This is a genomic window from Agromyces mediolanus (genome assembly GCF_023715325.1).
Lineage (GTDB): Bacteria > Actinomycetota > Actinomycetes > Actinomycetales > Microbacteriaceae > Agromyces > Agromyces mediolanus_A.
The window spans coordinates 112658-128433 of the sequence record NZ_JAMBNX010000001.1; the positions used below are offsets into that span (position 1 = coordinate 112658).

General features: G+C 72.7%; 13 protein-coding genes. 12 read left to right on the forward strand and 1 reads right to left on the reverse strand.

The window, feature by feature from the left end; all coding sequences use genetic code 11:
* The first annotated feature begins 127 nt into the window (after positions 1-127).
* From M3147_RS00590 to M3147_RS00605, 4 genes are all read left to right on the forward strand, one after another.
* Positions 128-1153 carry a glycerophosphodiester phosphodiesterase family protein gene (locus M3147_RS00590; RefSeq protein ID WP_251201598.1) on the forward strand — a complete coding sequence of 342 codons (1026 nt, stop codon included), beginning with the start codon at positions 128-130 and terminating at the stop codon, positions 1151-1153.
* Positions 1154-1279: 126 nt separating this feature from the next.
* Complete coding sequence (locus M3147_RS00595; protein WP_251201599.1) at positions 1280-2290, forward strand: hypothetical protein; 1011 nt, start codon at positions 1280-1282, stop codon at positions 2288-2290.
* 46 nt (positions 2291-2336) lie between these two features.
* Positions 2337-4805 (forward strand): ATP-dependent helicase, encoded by a 2469-nt coding sequence (locus M3147_RS00600; RefSeq protein WP_251201600.1) that lies wholly within the window; start codon positions 2337-2339, stop codon positions 4803-4805.
* A gap of 58 nt (positions 4806-4863) precedes the next feature.
* Positions 4864-5967, forward strand: coding sequence for an FUSC family protein (locus M3147_RS00605; protein ID WP_251201601.1), 1104 nt, complete (start codon positions 4864-4866; stop codon positions 5965-5967).
* Here M3147_RS00605 and M3147_RS00610 read toward each other — a convergent pair.
* Positions 5964-6686, reverse strand: coding sequence for a VIT1/CCC1 transporter family protein (locus M3147_RS00610; RefSeq protein WP_251201602.1), 723 nt, complete (start codon positions 6684-6686; stop codon positions 5964-5966). The two genes, M3147_RS00605 and M3147_RS00610, sit on opposite strands and share 4 nt — an antisense overlap.
* Positions 6687-6837: 151 nt before the next feature.
* On the opposite strand from M3147_RS00610, the gene M3147_RS19450 reads away from it, so the two are divergent.
* The 8 genes from M3147_RS19450 to M3147_RS00650 all read left to right on the forward strand — a co-directional run bounded on the left by M3147_RS19450 (position 6838) and on the right by M3147_RS00650 (position 15694).
* Positions 6838-7083, forward strand: coding sequence for a helix-turn-helix transcriptional regulator (locus M3147_RS19450; protein WP_251201603.1), 246 nt, complete (start codon positions 6838-6840; stop codon positions 7081-7083).
* Between the two features lie 107 nt (positions 7084-7190).
* Positions 7191-8354 (forward strand): ADP-forming succinate--CoA ligase subunit beta, encoded by a 1164-nt coding sequence (gene sucC / locus M3147_RS00620; protein ID WP_251201604.1) that lies wholly within the window; start codon positions 7191-7193, stop codon positions 8352-8354.
* 13 nt (positions 8355-8367) lie between these two features.
* The gene (gene sucD, locus M3147_RS00625; protein WP_251201605.1) at positions 8368-9270 is read left to right on the forward strand and encodes a succinate--CoA ligase subunit alpha; all 903 of its coding nucleotides are present in this window, start codon (positions 8368-8370) and stop codon (positions 9268-9270) included.
* Between the two features lie 139 nt (positions 9271-9409).
* A complete protein-coding gene (locus M3147_RS00630) occupies positions 9410-10894 on the forward strand; it encodes a hypothetical protein (RefSeq protein WP_251201606.1) in 1485 nt (494 codons plus the stop codon).
* A 58-nt stretch (positions 10895-10952) separates the two neighbouring features.
* The gene (locus M3147_RS00635; protein WP_251201607.1) at positions 10953-12272 is read left to right on the forward strand and encodes a cell division protein PerM; all 1320 of its coding nucleotides are present in this window, start codon (positions 10953-10955) and stop codon (positions 12270-12272) included.
* Between the two features lie 2 nt (positions 12273-12274).
* Complete coding sequence (gene purN / locus M3147_RS00640; RefSeq protein ID WP_251201608.1) at positions 12275-12868, forward strand: phosphoribosylglycinamide formyltransferase; 594 nt, start codon at positions 12275-12277, stop codon at positions 12866-12868.
* A complete protein-coding gene (gene purH / locus M3147_RS00645) occupies positions 12865-14475 on the forward strand; it encodes a bifunctional phosphoribosylaminoimidazolecarboxamide formyltransferase/IMP cyclohydrolase (RefSeq protein WP_251201609.1) in 1611 nt (536 codons plus the stop codon). Before purN ends, purH begins: the two co-directional genes overlap by 4 nt.
* A 124-nt stretch (positions 14476-14599) precedes the next feature.
* Positions 14600-15694, forward strand: a complete 1095-nt coding sequence (locus M3147_RS00650; protein ID WP_251201610.1) for a Glu/Leu/Phe/Val dehydrogenase family protein — start codon at positions 14600-14602, stop codon at positions 15692-15694.
* Positions 15695-15776: the final 82 nt, after the last annotated feature.

Consider the following 15776-nt stretch of genomic DNA (forward strand, 5'->3'; position numbering starts at 1 on the left):
CGGGTGGAGGGGAATCCGGGCGCGGCTGCATACCGGATTCCTACGAATCTACCGTGTCCAGCCGTGACGACGCCGAGAATGCGCCGGAGATCATCCTCAGGTGCCATGCCGTCGCTACGCTATGCGCATGCTGGCAGACACTGCGGGCCATCCGCTCGTCATCGGACACCGCGGCGCCTCCGGCTACCGGCCCGAGCACACCCGAGCCGCCTACGAGCTCGCCTTCGCGCTCGGCGCGGAAGCCGTCGAGCCCGACCTCGTCGCCACGCGCGACGGCGTGCTGGTGCTCCGGCACGAGAACGAGATCTCCGGCACGACGGATGTCGCGAGCCGGCCGGAGTTCGCCGGGCGGCGTACGACGCGCGAGATCGACGGCGCTCAGCTCACCGGCTGGTTCACCGAGGACTTCACCTGGGCCGAGCTCGCGAGCCTCCGGGCGACCGAACGACTGGGCGCGCTGCGGCAGGCGAGCACGAGCTTCGACGGTCGGTTCCCGCTGCTGCGCTTCCGGGATCTGCTGCAGCTCGTCGAGGAGACCGCGGCGGCTCAGGACCGGCTGCTGCGCATCGTGGCCGAGTTCAAGCACGCGAGCCACTTCGCCCGGATCGGCCTGCCGCTCGACGAACTGTTCGCCGCCGAGCTCGAGGCGGCCGGCTGGGGGCGTGGCGACGCACGGCTCATCCTGGAGTCCTTCGAGCCGACGATCCTCGACCGGCTGGCCGATCGGGGCGTGCGCGGGGCCCGGGTCTTCCTGATCGAGGAGTCGGGGGCCCCGTGGGACCTGGTGCTCCGCGACGGCGCAGCCGCCGTGAGCTACGACGACGCCGTGACGGAGGCGGGGTTGATGCGGCTCGCGGGCCGCTTCGACGGCGTGAGCGTCTCGAAATCGCGGCTGGTCGGCGCGGCGAGGCGCCGCGGCCCGCTGCACGGCGCGGATCTCGTGGATGCCGCACACAGCGCCGGCCTGGGCGTCTACACCTGGACGCTCAGGCCCGAGAACCGCTTCCTCACTCCGGCGTTCCGGCGCGGCTCGGCGCGGGCCCACTGGGGGGACTGGCTGGGGGAGTTCCGCGCGGTGATCGAGACCGGCGTCGACGGCATCTTCGTGGACCAGCCCGACCTGGGGATCGAGGCACGAGGCGAGCGCGACTGAGCGCACCTCGCCGCAGCCGCCGACGTCGCGGTCGAACTTTCCACAGGGCGGGTGGATGCCTCGGCGGGGCGCACCCGTATCGCTAGGCTGAGGATCCCAGGCACGCCGGCCTCGACAGGAGGAACGATGTCCAGCACCATTCCGGGTTCAGAGCCCTCAGCTCCGGGTTCCGCCCCACTGCAACGCTCGCGCACCGCGAAGGTCGCGCTCTGGCTCTCCATCGGCATGCTGGTGGCCGCGGCCCTGCTCGGCGGGTTCTTCATCATCGTCGGCGACCAGGCCAACGTCGCCGGCCGCGCCTGGCTCACGATGCTGCTCGTCGCGGTGTTCGCCGGCACCGTGCTGCTCGACACCACCATCGCCGACGGGCCCAACCGGTGGTACCTGGCGGCCTCGACCATCGTCAACGTCGTCCTCGTGGCGATCGGCCTGATGAAGGTGTGGAACGGCTGGCTCCAGCCGGCCGACACCGCCGACCCGGGCGTCTGGGCCGCCCAGATGGGCCGCTTCATCGCGGTCGTCATCCTGCTGCGGTTGGCGCTGTTGCTGACCCAGCTCTACGGGCTCCACTTCGTCGCGCGGGCGAAGAAGACGGCCACCCGCATCTCGGGCATCGTCACGCTCATCTTCGTGTGGGCGACGGCGCTCGTCCTCTCGATCCCGTCGGCGTTCCCCGAGCCCGACTGGCCCGACTGGTGGTGGCGCACCGCGGGGGCGACTTCACTCATCGCCGTCGTCGCCGCGGTCATCCCGCTCATTCTGCGCGCCTTCGAGCCGCGAGAGGCCCGGCCGACGCCGCCGGCGAACGTGCAGGCCGGGTACGGGCAGCCTGGGTATGGCCAGCCTGGGTACGGGCAGCCGGGGTACGGCCAGCCTGGGTATGGCCAGCCGGGGTATGGTCAGCCTGGGTATGGGCAGCCGACTGCGCAGCCGGGTCCGCCGCCACCTCCGCCCGGGTACGGCCAGCCGACACCGCCGCCTCCGCCCGGGTACGGCCAGCCGACGCCGCCGCCTCCGCCCGGGTACGCGCAGCCTGCACCGCCCGCCCCGGGCCAGCCGCCGGCTCCGCAGCCGCCGGCGCCGCAGCCGCCGGCACCGCAACCACCGACCCAGCAGCCACCGGCGCCGCCGGCCTGAACCGGCGAGGTCGGCTGTCAGCGGTCCCGCCTAGACTTGGAGGGACATGACGCTGATCCTCGACCCCGACGACCCGGCCGGCTGGCGCGAGGCCGATGCTCCCGTGCGCGACAGCGCGGGCAGCCGCCTCACCGACGGACTCAACCCCCAGCAGAAGGCTGCGGTCGAGTACCGCGGGCCGGCGCTGCTCATCGTGGCGGGCGCCGGCTCCGGCAAGACCCGGGTGCTCACGCACCGCATCGCGCACCTCATCGAGACGCGCGAGGCCTGGCCGAGCCAGATCCTCGCGATCACCTTCACCAACAAAGCCGCCGCCGAGATGCGCGAGCGCGTGCAGGCGCTGCTCGGTGACAGCGCGCAGGGCATGTGGATCTCGACCTTCCACTCCGCGTGCGTGCGCATCCTCCGGCGCGAGGCGGAGTCGCTCGGGCTCAGCTCGACCTTCACCATCTACGACTCCGCCGACCAGCGCACCATCCTGAAGCGCATCATCAAAGAGCTGAACGCCGACACGATGGGCTTCACGCCCGCCGGCGCCCAGGGCAAGATCTCGAAGCTCAAGAACGAGCTGGCCGATGTCGAGACGTACGCCCGCAACGTCAACACGAACGATCCGCAGGAGCTCACGTTCCTCGAGATCTTCCGCCAGTACACGCGCCGCCTCCGTGACGCCAGCGCGCTCGACTTCGACGATCTGATCGCTGAGACCGTCTACCTGTTCCGGGCGTTCCCGAAGGTCGCCGCCCTCTACCAGCGGCGCTTCCGGCACCTCCTCGTCGACGAGTACCAGGACACGAACCACGCGCAGTACGCGCTCATCCACGAGCTCACCCGGCCCGTCGAGCCCGAGATCGTCGCCGAACTCGACGAGCACGGCATCCTCGTGCGCGGCCTCACCGACCGCAACGGGCGCATCCCCGGGGCCTCGCTCACCGTCGTCGGCGACTCCGACCAGTCGATCTACGCCTTCCGCGGTGCCGACATCCGTAACATCGCCGAGTTCGAGCGCGACTTCCCGGGTGCCGAGGTGGTGCTCCTCGAGCAGAACTACCGCTCGACGCAGAACATCCTCTCGGCCGCGAACGCCGTCATCTCGAACAACTTCGACCGCAAAGACAAGAAGCTGTGGACGGCCGACGGCGACGGCGACAAGATCGTGGGCTACACGGGCTACACCGCCCACGACGAGGCCCAGTTCATCGCCGACGAGATCGAAGCGCTGCATCGCGCGGGGGTGGCCTACCGCGACATCGCCGTGTTCTACCGCACCAACGCGCAGACCCGTGCGCTGGAGGAGATCTTCGTCCGATCGGCGCTGCCGTACCGGGTCGTCGGCGGCACCAAGTTCTACGAGCGGGCCGAGATCAAAGACGCGATGGCGTACCTCGTGGCGGTGGCGAACCCGCTCGACGAGCTCGCGCTCCGCCGCATCCTGAACACCCCGAAGCGGGGCATCGGCCCGGCCACCGAGACCGCGATCGCGAACTACGCCGAGCAGAACGAGCTGAGCTTCCGCCAGGCCATGCGGCACGCGGGTGCGCTCGGCCTCGGACCCAAGGTCACCGGAGCGATCACCGCGCTCGCCGACGTGCTCGACGAAGCCGCCGCGATGCTCGTCCCCTCCCAGGCCGGCATCGACGCCGGTACCAACGAGGGCGCGGCGAAGGTGTCCGACGTGCTCGTCTTCCTCGTGCAGCGCTCCGGACTCCTCGACGCGCTCCGCAACAGCCGCGACCCGCAGGACGAGACCCGTGCCGAGAACGTCGACGAGCTCGTCGCGCAGACGCGCGACTTCGACCGGGAGAACCCCGGCGCCACCCTCGTCGACTTCCTCACCCAGGTCTCTCTCGTCGCCGCGGCCGATGAGATCGACGACGAATCGGGCACCGTCTCGCTGATGACCCTGCACACCGCGAAGGGCCTCGAGTACCACGCGGTGTTCCTCACCGGCATCGAGGAGGGCCTGCTGCCGCACCAGATGTCGGCCTCCGAGCCCGGCGGCCCCGCCGAGGAGCGGCGGCTCTTCTACGTCGGCATCACCCGCGCCCGCAAGCGCCTCTACCTCTCGCTCGCGATGAGCCGGGCCCAGTTCGGAGAGGTCGCCGTCGCGATGCCGAGCCGGTACCTGCAAGAGATCCCCGACGAACTCATCGACTGGAAGCAGTCGCCCGGCATGGCGACGAGCCGGGGCGGCACCCAGCCGCGCGCGCTCAACGCCCGTCGCGGGTCCGAGCGCTGGGGCGGCGGCCTCGAGTCCCGCCGCGACCTCGACCGTTTCAGCGTCACCCGGGCACCCGCCGCCAAGACGGAGTGGGCCAACAAAGTCACCGGCACCGTGCGCGACAACGGCGACCTCACGCTCGAGGCCGGCGACCGCATCCGGCACACCGACTTCGGCGAGGGGCGCGTCACCCAGGTCACGGGCGAGGGCACCAAGCGCATCGCCCACGTCGCCTTCGACACCGCCGGGCAGAAGAAGCTCCTCATCAAGATCGCGCCCATCGAGAAGCTGTGAACTGGCAGACCCGGGCGACCCGCGAGAGGACGGCGGCTCTGCCGCTCGGACGGGCCGCGTGAACCGCGCGGTCGCGGCGATGGCCGGGTGGTGGCGCTCCGCTCGTCAGCTCGACCTCGAGGTCGCGCTCCGGGCGGCCGTCGCCGCGGCGGCGCCGCTCGCGATCCTCGTCGCCGTCGGCCGCATCGATTGGGCCGCCTACGCCGCGTTTGGCGGGATGACGGCGATCTTCGGACGCAGCGAGCCGTACCGCACCCGGCTCCGCACCGTCACCACCGCGGCCGTCGTGCAGCTCGCGGCGACCGGACTCGGCATCCTGCTCTCCGTCGGCGGCGCCGGACCACTCGTGCAGGCCGCCGTGCTCGCGCTCGTCATCGCGGCCGTGATCGTCGCGTACAACATGCTCGGCGTGACGCCCTCGACGCCGCTGTTCGCGGTGTTCGGGCTGCTCGTCTGCGCAGCGCTCCCGGTCGACGACGGCACCGGGTGGCAGCGCTGGGGCGTCGCGGTCGCGGCGACCGTCCTCGCCTGGCTCCTGGCCATGTCCGGCTGGCTGCTGCGGCGGCTCGCCGGGCGTCGGGCGCAGCGGCTGTTCCGGCCGCTGCCGCGGAGCACCCCGGTCCGCGGGCGGGGCCACACCGACCCGCGGCTCTGGCTGAACGTCGTGCAGAACGTCGTCGCCGCGCTTGCCGCCGGGGCCATCGCGATCGCACTCGGCACGGGCCATCCGTACTGGGCGGTCGTCAGCGCCGTCGCGGTCATCCCACCGGCGCGCGCCGGCCACACCGTCTCACGGGCGGTGCACCGGGTGCTCGGCACGATCGGCGGCGTGGCGGTCGCGGCGCTGCTGCTCTGGCCGGAGCCGTCGATCTGGCTGCTCGTCGCCGCCGTCGCGGTCTGCCAGTTCGGGGCCGAGGTGCTCGTCACCCGGCACTACGGCACGGCGCTCGTCTTCATCACCCCCATGGCGCTGACCGTGGCGCATCTCGCGTCGCCGGCCCCGCTCATCGGACTGCTGGGCGACCGCGTGCTCGAGACGGTGATCGGCGCGGCGGTGGGCGTCGTCGCGGTCCTCGCCGCCCGGCGATTCGTCGAGACCGTGCCGATGCCCCCGCCGACGACCGCGACGCCGAGCGTCGGCCGTGGGGGACCTCGGGCTTAGACCGCGCCGCCGAGGAGCCAGCCGATCAGCCAGGTCACCGCGAGAGCGAGTGCGCCGCCGACGACCACACGCGCCACAGCACGGCCGCGCGGGGCGCCCCCGATCCAGGCGGACAGCCAGCCGGTGATCGCGAGCGCGACGATAACCGCGCCGAACGTCGCCGCGATGCGCCACTCGGCGGGCGGCAGCAGGATCGCGAGCATCGGCAGCACCGCGCCCACGAGGAAGGACAGGGCCGATGCACCGGCCGCGTGCCAGGGGTTCACGACGTCGGCCTCGGCGATGTGCAGCTCCGCTTCGAGGTGGGCGGCGAGAGCATCGTGCGCGGTGAGCTCGCGGGCGACCTGCTCCGCGGTCTCGGCGCTCAAGCCCTTCGAGCGGTAGATGCCGGCGAGCTCGTCGAGCTCCTGCTCCGGCATGGCCGCGAGTTCCCAGCGCTCCTTCGCGATGAGGGCGTGCTCGGTGTCGCGCTGGCTCGACACCGAGACGTACTCGCCGAGTCCCATCGAGATCGCCCCGGCCACGACGGACGCGACGCCCGCGACGAGGATCGGGCCGGTCTCGCTCGTCGCCGCGGCGACGCCGACGACGAGCGCGGCGACCGAGATGATCCCGTCGTTCGCGCCGAGCACCCCGGCGCGGAGCCAGTTCAGCCGTTCGTGCACGCGCGGGTCGTGCGGTTCGTCGGAGTGGAAGGGGGCTGCCGCGGCATCCGTCATGCCGGCAGTCTCGCAGGGCGCGACCCGCACCGCCAGGATGCCGAGGCTGCCCTCATCGGGCCGGCGCCGGTAGGCGGGCGATGAGCGCCATCGCGTCGACCGGGGCGCGCACCTTCGCGTCGTTGTCGAAGAGCTCGCCCAGGCGATCGGCGTGCACTACCAGACCGTCGGCTATCTCGAGCGGGGCGAGTTCAACCCGAGCCTGCACCTCGCTCTGCGCATCGCGCGCTTCTTCGAGGTGCCCGTCGAGTTCGTCTTCTCGCTCCACGAGTTCCCGCGGATCGCCCCGGACGGGATGCCTCGCCGCTCAGCCCGCCCGCGGTCGGGCCGTGCTTCCAGCGCCGGTCCGAGCGGCCCCGGGCGACCCCGGTTCGGCGGCGTCGGACAAGGGGAGTAGCATGGCAGGCGGCCCGTGCCGATAGCTCGACATCGAGAGAGTTTCGGGGCCGGGTCCCTCACCCACCATCCCTGCGCGAACCCGCGCGGACCGATTGGAAGCAGAGCGTGGATCTTTACGAGTACCAGGCCAGAGACCTCTTCGAGCAGTACGGGGTGCCGGTGCTCCCCGGCATCGTGGCCGACACCCCCGAAGCGGTGCGTGCGGCCGCCGAGCAGCTCGGCGGCGTCGTCGTGGTCAAGGCCCAGGTGAAGACGGGCGGCCGCGGCAAGGCCGGCGGCGTCAAGGTCGCGAAGACCCCCGACGAGGCGTACGAGGCGGCCAAGGCCATCCTCGGGCTCGACATCAAGGGCCACGTCGTGAAGCGCGTCATGGTCGCCGGTGGCGCCCGCATCGCGCAGGAGTTCTACTTCTCCGTGCTGCTCGACCGGGCCAACCGCTCCTACCTCTCGCTCACGAGCGTCGAGGGCGGCATGGAGATCGAGCAGCTCGCCGTCGAGAAGCCCGAGGCGCTCGCGCGCATCGAGGTCGACCCGATCGCCGGCATCTCGCTCGAGAAGGCGAAGGAGATCGCCGTCGCCGCGAACTTCCCGGCCGAGCTCGTCGACCGCGTCGCCGAGGTCTTCGTGAAGCTCTACGAGGTCTACGACAAGGAAGACGCGACGCTCGTCGAGGTCAACCCGCTCATCCTCGACGAGGACGGCAAGATCATCGCCCTCGACGGCAAGGTCAGCCTCGACGAGAACGCCGAGTTCCGTCACGCCGGCCACGCGCTGCTGGAAGACAAGGACGCCGCCGACCCGCTCGAAGCCAAGGCCAAGGCGCTCGACCTCAACTACGTCAAGCTCGACGGCGAGGTCGGCATCATCGGCAACGGCGCGGGCCTCGTCATGTCGACGCTCGACGTCGTCGCCTACGCCGGCGAGAACCACGGCTCGGTGAAGCCCGCGAACTTCCTCGACATCGGCGGCGGCGCCTCGGCCGAGGTCATGGCCAACGGCCTGTCGATCATCCTCGGCGACCCGCAGGTGAAGAGCGTCTTCGTGAACGTCTTCGGCGGCATCACCGCCTGCGACCAGGTCGCGAAGGGCATCGTCGGCGCGCTCGCCGAACTCGGCTCCGCCGCGAACAAGCCGCTCGTCGTGCGGCTCGACGGCAACAACGTCGTCGAGGGCCGCCGCATCCTCGAGGAGGCGGCGCACCCGCTCGTGACCCTCGCCGAGAACATGGACCAGGGCGCCGACAAGGCCGCCGAGCTGGCGAACGCGTAAGGACAGCAGAACCATGACGATCTTCCTCAACAAGGACTCCAAGGTCATCGTCCAGGGCATCACCGGCGGCGAGGGCTCGAAGCACACCGCCCGCATGCTCGCGGCCGGCACCCAGGTGGTCGGCGGCGTGAACGCCCGCAAGGCCGGCACCACCGTGCTTCACCAGGACGCCTCGGGCGCCGACGTCGAGCTGCCCGTGTTCGCCACGGTCGCCGAGGCCATCGCCGCGACCGGCGCCGACGTGTCGATCGCCTTCGTGCCGCCGGCCTTCACGAAGGACGCCGTGATCGAGGCCATCGACGCCGAGATCCCGCTCCTCGTCATCATCACCGAGGGCGTGCCCGTGCAGGACTCCGCCGAGTTCTGGGCCTACGCCAAGGAGAAGGGCGGCTCGACCCGCATCATCGGGCCGAACTGCCCCGGCATCATCAGCCCCGGTGAGTCGCTCGTCGGCATCACCCCCGCGAACATCACCGGCAAGGGCCCGATCGGCCTCGTCTCGAAGTCCGGCACCCTCACGTACCAGATGATGTACGAGCTGCGCGACCTCGGCTTCTCGACCGCGATCGGCATCGGCGGCGACCCCGTCATCGGCACGACGCACATCGACGCGCTCGCCGCGTTCGAGGCCGACCCCGAGACGAAGGCGATCGTCATGATCGGCGAGATCGGCGGCGACGCCGAGGAGCGTGCGGCCGACTTCATCAAGGCGAACGTGACGAAGCCGGTCGTCGGCTACGTCGCCGGCTTCACCGCGCCCGAGGGCAAGACCATGGGCCACGCCGGCGCCATCGTCTCCGGCTCGGCGGGCACCGCCCAGGCCAAGAAGGAGGCCCTCGAGGCCGCGGGCGTCAAGGTCGGCAAGACGCCGAGCGAGACGGCCCGTCTCCTGCGCGAGGTCTACTCGGCGCTCTGATCGCCGGAGCAGCGCTCCTCCGCTCCGCACGAAGGCCCCGTCGGCATCGACCGACGGGGCCTTCGTCGTGCCCGGCCGGAGCCGTGCCCGCACTGTCGCGCGCGGCATCCGAGCCGCTATCGTCATGCCAGGGGGGAACATGGCGAAGACGCAGGCGGACCTCGAGGCGCGGATCGCGCTGCTCGAGGCGGAGAACCGGGAGCTGCGCTCCCGCGAGACCGAGCGCGGCACGGCCGGTGACGGTGCGGACGCCTCGGCCGGCACCGGCGGGGGACACCGGAAGCCCGGGCGCTGGCGGTCGATCGTGTCCGGCATCCTCGTCGTCCTCGCGCTCCTGCTCACCCCGGTCGCGCTGCTGAGCTCCTGGGCGCGCCTCGAACTCGTCGACACCGACCGCTTCGTGGCGACCTTCGCCCCGCTCGCGGACGACCCCGAGGTGCAGGCGTTCGTCGCCGACACCGTCACCGGGATCATCGAGGAGCAGGTCGACATCCCCGAGCTCACCTCCGAGGTGTTCGACGGCATCCGCTCGCTCGACCTGCCGCCCCGCGCGGCCGACGCGCTCGGCCTCCTCGAAGGCCCTGCGGCGCAGGGCCTGCAGGCGCTCGTCGCCCAGACGGTGAGCCAGGTGATCGCCTCCGACGCCTTCGCCGACACGTGGGCGACGGCACTGCGGGTGAGTCACCGGCAGGCGATCGCCGCGATCCAGGGCGATCCGAACGCCGCGCTCGAGATCGGCCCAGGCGGGCAGCTCTCGGTGCAGCTCGGTCCGATCATCGAGACGGTGAAGCAGCAGCTCGTCGACCGGGGGGTGGGGTTCGCGAGCGCCATCCCGGTCGTCGACCAGAGCATCGCGATCGCCCAGGCCGACTCGCTCGTGCTCGTGCAGACCGTGTACGCGCTCGCCGTGGCCGTCGGCACCTGGCTGCCCTGGGTGGTGCTCGCGATGCTCGTGGGCGGCGTGCTGCTCGCCCGCAACCGACCGCGGGCATTCGTCTGGACGGCCGCGGGCTTCGCGCTCGTCATGGCGACCCTCGCCGCCGGGGTCGGCATCGGCCGGCTGTTCTTCGTCGGCACGGTGAGCCCCTCGATCATGCCGGCCGGCGCCGCGGGCGCCCTGTACGAGCAGATCATCGAGCTCATCCGCTCCACGATCGTCGCCGGACTCGTGCTCGGCCTGCTGACGGCGATCATCGCCTGGTGGGCCGGGCCGTTCCGCCCGGCGCAGGCGCTCCGAGGCTTCTCGAACGCGATGTTCGCGGCGATCCGGCGACAGGCGGCGAAGTACGGCATCACGACAGGCACCTTCGGCATCGCCCTCGACCGCTTCCGCTCGGCCGCCTACCTCGGCATCGCCCTCGTCGCGGTGCTCGTCGTGCTGTTCGGCCGCCCGCTCACGACCGGGCTCGTGGTGACGACCGTGCTCGTCGCGCTGCTCGCCATCCTGCTGGTCGAGCTGCTGCGCCGGCCGGCCGAGGAGCGCGCGGACGCGCAGGCGGCGGACGGGGACGCGCGCGCGGACCCCGCCCCACCGGCGGCCGGGCGGTCGACTCAGCTCGACGACGCCGCCGCGGACGCCGCGGTCGCCGACGACGCCGTCGCGACGGCGCGCGGACGGGAGTGACGCAGCCTCGTCGTGGCGAGCGGCGACGCGTCCTCGTTCCGCTAGGCTCGACCGGGTCATGAGACGCACCACGGTCGCCCTGCTCGCCGCGCTCGAGGCCCTCGTCTCGGCGCTCGTCGGCTACGGCATCGCCCTCGTGCCGCTCATGCTGCTCTGGGGCATGCACTTCCAGCTGGGCCTCGGGCTCGACGTCGTGTTCCGCGCCGCCGCCGACGTCTGGCTCCTCGGCCACGGCGTCGACCTCACGGTCCAGCTCGACGAGGCGACCGCCGCCGGTACGGGGGTGCCCGGCGCCGAAGCGGCGTTCCCGATCACGATCGCGCTGCTCGGATTCGCGCTGCTCACCCTGCTCGTCGCCCGCCGCATCGGGCGCCGCGCGGTCGCCGCCGGAGCTCCGGTGACGGGCCTCGTCGCCGCGGTCGTCGTCTCCGGGGCCGTGGGGCTCGTCGCCACCCTCGCCGCCCGGCACCCGGCCGCGCACGCCTCGATCTGGCAGGGCGCGCTGCTCCCGGCGGCGATCACGGCCGCGGGGGTCGTCATCGGCCTGCTGAGCTCGGAGGAGCTGCGCGACCGGCTCATCGATCTGCTGCCCTCCGCCGTCCCCGACGAGTGGCTCGAGCTCGCCGGGCGGGCGTGGCGCGTCGGCGTCGGCTCGGCCTTCGCCGTGCTCGCCGTCGCCGGGCTCGTCGTCGCGTGGGCGATCGTCTCGAGCTACGCCACGATCACGGGGCTGCACCAGGTGCTCGGCGCCGGCTTCGACGGGGGCGTCGCCATCTTCGTCGCGGAGCTGGCACTCCTGCCGAACCTCGTGCTCTGGGGGGCATCGTGGCTGCTCGGCCCCGGCTTCGCCATCGGCGCCGGCACCCAGGTCACGCCGGCCGGCACCCTGCTCGGGCCCGTGCCCGGCCTGCCCGTCGCGGGCGCACTGCCGAGCGACGGCTCCCCGATGTCGGGCCTCTGGCTCGTCGTCCCGGTGCTCGCGGCCTTCGTGGGCGCATACCTCGTCTGGCGGGTCGCGGCGGGCGCAGCGGATGCCACGACCGGCAGCCGCAGCGAGCTCGACCCCGGAGCCGGCAGCGAGTGGAGCCCGGCACCGCACGCCGCGCCGGGCCGGGTGCCGTGGTGGCATCCGCTCGTCGTCGGCGTGGGCGCGGGCCTCCTCGCCGGACTCGTCCTCGGCCTCGGCGCCTGGTGGTCGGGCGGGGCGATCGGCCCGGGCCGCCTCGCCGAGACCGGCCCGGACGGCTGGGCCGTCGCGGGCGTCGCCGCACTCACCGTCGCCGTCGGCGCGGTCGTCGGCGGCTTCACGGCCCGCGCCCGCGCCGGCCGCCGAGCGTCGCCGGCCGAATCGGTGGCCGCCGAACCCGATACACTCTGAGCGTGCTGAAGCTCGTCGTGCTCATCTCCGGCGGCGGCTCGAACCTCCGCGCGCTGCTCGAAGCCTCCCGCGATGCCGAGTTCCCCGCCCGGGTCGTCGCGATCGGCGCCGACCGCGAGGCCGACGGGCTCGCGCTCGGCGAGGAGTTCGGCATCCCGACCTTCACCGTGCCGTTCACGGCCTACGAGAGCCGCGACGCCTGGGGCGAGGCGCTCATCGACGAGGTGCGCCGCTGGGACGCCGAGCTCGTCGTGCTGTCCGGCCTCATGCGACTCGTGCCGCCCACCGTGGTTCGCGCCTTCTCGCCGCAGCTCATCAACACCCACCCCGCGTACCTGCCCGAGTTCCCGGGCGCCCACGCCGTGCGCGACGCGATCGCCGCCGGCGCCACCCAGACGGGCGCGAGCCTCATCGTCGTCGACGACTCCGTCGACGGCGGTCCGATCATCGCCCAGGAACGCGTGCCCGTGCTGCCCGGCGACACCGAGGCCAGCCTGCACGAGCGCATCAAACCCGTCGAACGCCGTCTCCTCATCGAGGCTGTGCTCGACATCGCCAACGCCCACCTCGATCTGAAGGACCTCGCGCGATCATGAGCGGCCCCGCCATCGACCCCAGCCTGTACCGCGAGCGGGACGTCGTGCCCGTGCGCCGTGCCCTCATCGCCGTGAGCGACAAGCGCCGGCTCGCCGAGCTCGCCTCGGCGCTCGTCGAGGCGGGCGTCGAGATCGTCTCGACCGGCGGCACCGCGAAGGCGATCGCGGACGCCGGCCTGCCGGTGACGCAGATCGCCGAGGTGACGGGCTACCCCGAGCACCTCGACGGTCGGGTGCGCACCCTCCATCCCGCCGTGCACTCGGGCCTGCTCGCCGACCTCCGCCTCGAGCACCACGAGCGGGAGCTCGCGGGGCTCGGCATCGCGCCGTTCGAGCTCGTCGTCGTGAACCTCTACCCCTTCGTCGAGACCGTCGCCTCGGGCGCCGAGCCCGCCGCGGTCGTCGAGCAGATCGACATCGGCGGCCCGGCGATGGTGCGCGCCTCGGCGAAGAACCACGCGAACGTCGCCGTGGTCGTCTCGCCCGACCGCTACGAGGAGCTCGTCGCGGCGGTCGCGGCGGGTGGCACCACACTGGCCCAGCGCCAGGAGCTCGCTCGCGAGGCCTTCCGGCACACCGCCACGTACGACGTCGCGGTCGCGAGCTGGATCGGCAGCGTCGTCGCGCCCGACCAGGAGGCCTCGGTGTCCCCGTTCTCCGCCTGGGTGGGCGGCACATGGCAGAAGCAGGCCGACCTCCGCTACGGCGAGAACAGCCACCAGCGCGCCGCGATCTTCGCGACGAACGGCGGCCGTCCCGGTATCGCCCAGGCCGTGCAACTGCACGGCAAGGAGATGAGCTACAACAACTACGTCGACGCCGATGCGGCCGTGCGCGCCGCCTTCGACTTCGACGAGCCGGCGGTCGCGATCATCAAGCACGCGAACCCCTGCGGCATCGCCGTCGCGGCGCCCGGCGTCGCCGACCCGATCGCCGACGCCCACCGCCGGGCGCACGAGTGCGATCCCGTCTCGGCCTTCGGCGGCGTCATCGCCGCGAACCGCACCGTCACGCGCGAGATGGCCGAGACCGTCGCCGGCATCTTCACCGAGGTGCTCGTCGCGCCGGCGTTCGAGGCCGAGGCGGTCGAGCTGCTCAGCCAGAAGAAGAACCTCCGCCTGCTCACGCTGCCCGAGGGCTTCGCCGCCACCGCGGTCGAGCTGAAGCAGGTCTCCGGCGGCATGCTGCTGCAGGAGGCCGACCGCTCCTTCGCCGCGCCGGCCGACTGGAGGCTCGTGGCCGGCGAGCCCGCCGACGAGGCCACGCTCGCCGACCTGGCCTTCGCCTGGACCGCGAGCCGGGCCGTGAAATCCAACGCGATCCTGCTCGCGTCCGGCGGTGCCTCCGTCGGCGTCGGCATGGGGCAGGTCAACCGGGTCGACTCCTGCCGGCTCGCCGTCGAGCGCGCCGGGGAGCGCGCGGCCGGGTCGGTCGCCGCCTCCGACGCCTTCTTCCCCTTCGCCGACGGGCTGCAGATCCTGCTCGACGCCGGCGTGAAGGCCGTCGTGCAGCCCGGCGGATCGGTGCGCGACGAGGAGGTCGTCGCCGCGGCGAAGGCCGCCGGCGTCACCATGTACTTCACCGGGGAGCGGCACTTCTTCCACTGACCCTCGCGCGCTGCGGTCCCCGATCCCGGGGCCGTTCGCCGGGCGGTACGCTGGAGCGACGGGCGCTCACGAGGCGCTCGCACCAGCATGCCCACGAGGCGTCAGAGTCAAGGAGAACCGATCGATGTCGATCACCCCTGCACCGGCCGCACCCGCGACCGAGGTCCACGTCCAGCTGCCCCAAGCGGCCCCCGATCATGAACGGGTGCTCATCACCCGCGGGCCGCGATCCGGGCTCACCATCATCGTCGCCGTGCACTCCACGGTGCTCGGCCAGGCGCTCGGCGGGGCCCGGCTCTGGCGGTACGAGCACTGGACCGATGCGCTCGGCGACGCGCTGCGGCTCTCCCAGGCCATGACGATGAAGAACGCCGCAGCCGGGCTCGCCCGCGGTGGCGGCAAGTCGGTCGTCGCCATCCCGGCGGGGGTCGAGCTCGACGACGCCGCCCGCCGCGACGCCATGCTCGACCTCGGCGACGCGGTCGAGTCCCTCGGCGGCGCCTACATGACCGCCGAGGACGTCGGCACGAGCGCCGAGCTCATGGCCGTGGTGCACGAGCGCACCGAGCACGTCTGCGGTCTGCCCGCCGAGGCCGGCGGTGTGGGCGAGCCCGCCGACGCGACCGCCGCCGGCGTCTTCGCCGGCATGCTCGCCACCCTCGAGCACGTCTTCGGCTCCGCCGATCCCGCAGGCCGGCACTTCGTGGTCGCCGGACTCGGGCAGGTCGGCGGACGACTCGCCCGGATGCTGGCCGCCCGCGGTGCGCGGCTCACCGTGACCGACGTCTTCGAAGGCAAGCGGGCACTCGCCGAGGAGCTCGGCGCCGCCTGGGTCGCGCCCGCCGAGGCGCACCTCGTCGAGGCCGACGTCTTCGTGCCGTGCGGGCTCGGCGGGGTGCTCACCGGTCAGGTCGTCACCGAGCTGCGGGTGCGGGCCGTCGTGGGGGCGGCGAACAACCAGCTCGCGGCGCGCGGGGTCGCGGACCGCCTCCGCGAGCGCGGCATCGCGTGGGCACCGGACTTCGTCGTGAACGCCGGCGGCGTCGTCTACCTCGACCTCGCCTCGACCCCCGACGTCACCGCAGCGGAGCTCGACGCGCGCATCGCCGGGATCGGCGACACCATCGGTGCGATCCTGCGGGAAGCGGATGCCTCGGGCATGACGACCCTCGAAGCCGCCGAACGACTCGCGCTCGCCCGGCTGCAGGCCGCCGGCTGACCCGCGCGGAACGACCCTCCGACCGAGCGGTCGCGGGCGGTGGCGGCGACGCCCCGCCCGCGGTCGCTCGACCACTAGGCTC

Bases quoted from the DNA above. Each gene is read 5' to 3' on its own strand.
- M3147_RS00590 (WP_251201598.1), top strand. From the start codon at position 128: ATGCTGGCAGACACTGCGGGCCATCCGCTCGTCATCGGACACCGCGGC.
- M3147_RS00595 (WP_251201599.1), top strand. From the start codon at position 1,280: ATGTCCAGCACCATTCCGGGTTCAGAGCCCTCAGCTCCGGGTTCCGCC.
- M3147_RS00600 (WP_251201600.1), top strand. From the start codon at position 2,337: ATGACGCTGATCCTCGACCCCGACGACCCGGCCGGCTGGCGCGAGGCC.
- M3147_RS00610 (WP_251201602.1), bottom strand. From the start codon at position 6,686: ATGACGGATGCCGCGGCAGCCCCCTTCCACTCCGACGAACCGCACGAC.
- sucD (WP_251201605.1), top strand. From the start codon at position 8,368: ATGACGATCTTCCTCAACAAGGACTCCAAGGTCATCGTCCAGGGCATC.
- M3147_RS00630 (WP_251201606.1), top strand. From the start codon at position 9,410: ATGGCGAAGACGCAGGCGGACCTCGAGGCGCGGATCGCGCTGCTCGAG.
- M3147_RS00635 (WP_251201607.1), top strand. From the start codon at position 10,953: ATGAGACGCACCACGGTCGCCCTGCTCGCCGCGCTCGAGGCCCTCGTC.
- purH (WP_251201609.1), top strand. From the start codon at position 12,865: ATGAGCGGCCCCGCCATCGACCCCAGCCTGTACCGCGAGCGGGACGTC.
- M3147_RS00650 (WP_251201610.1), top strand. From the start codon at position 14,600: ATGTCGATCACCCCTGCACCGGCCGCACCCGCGACCGAGGTCCACGTC.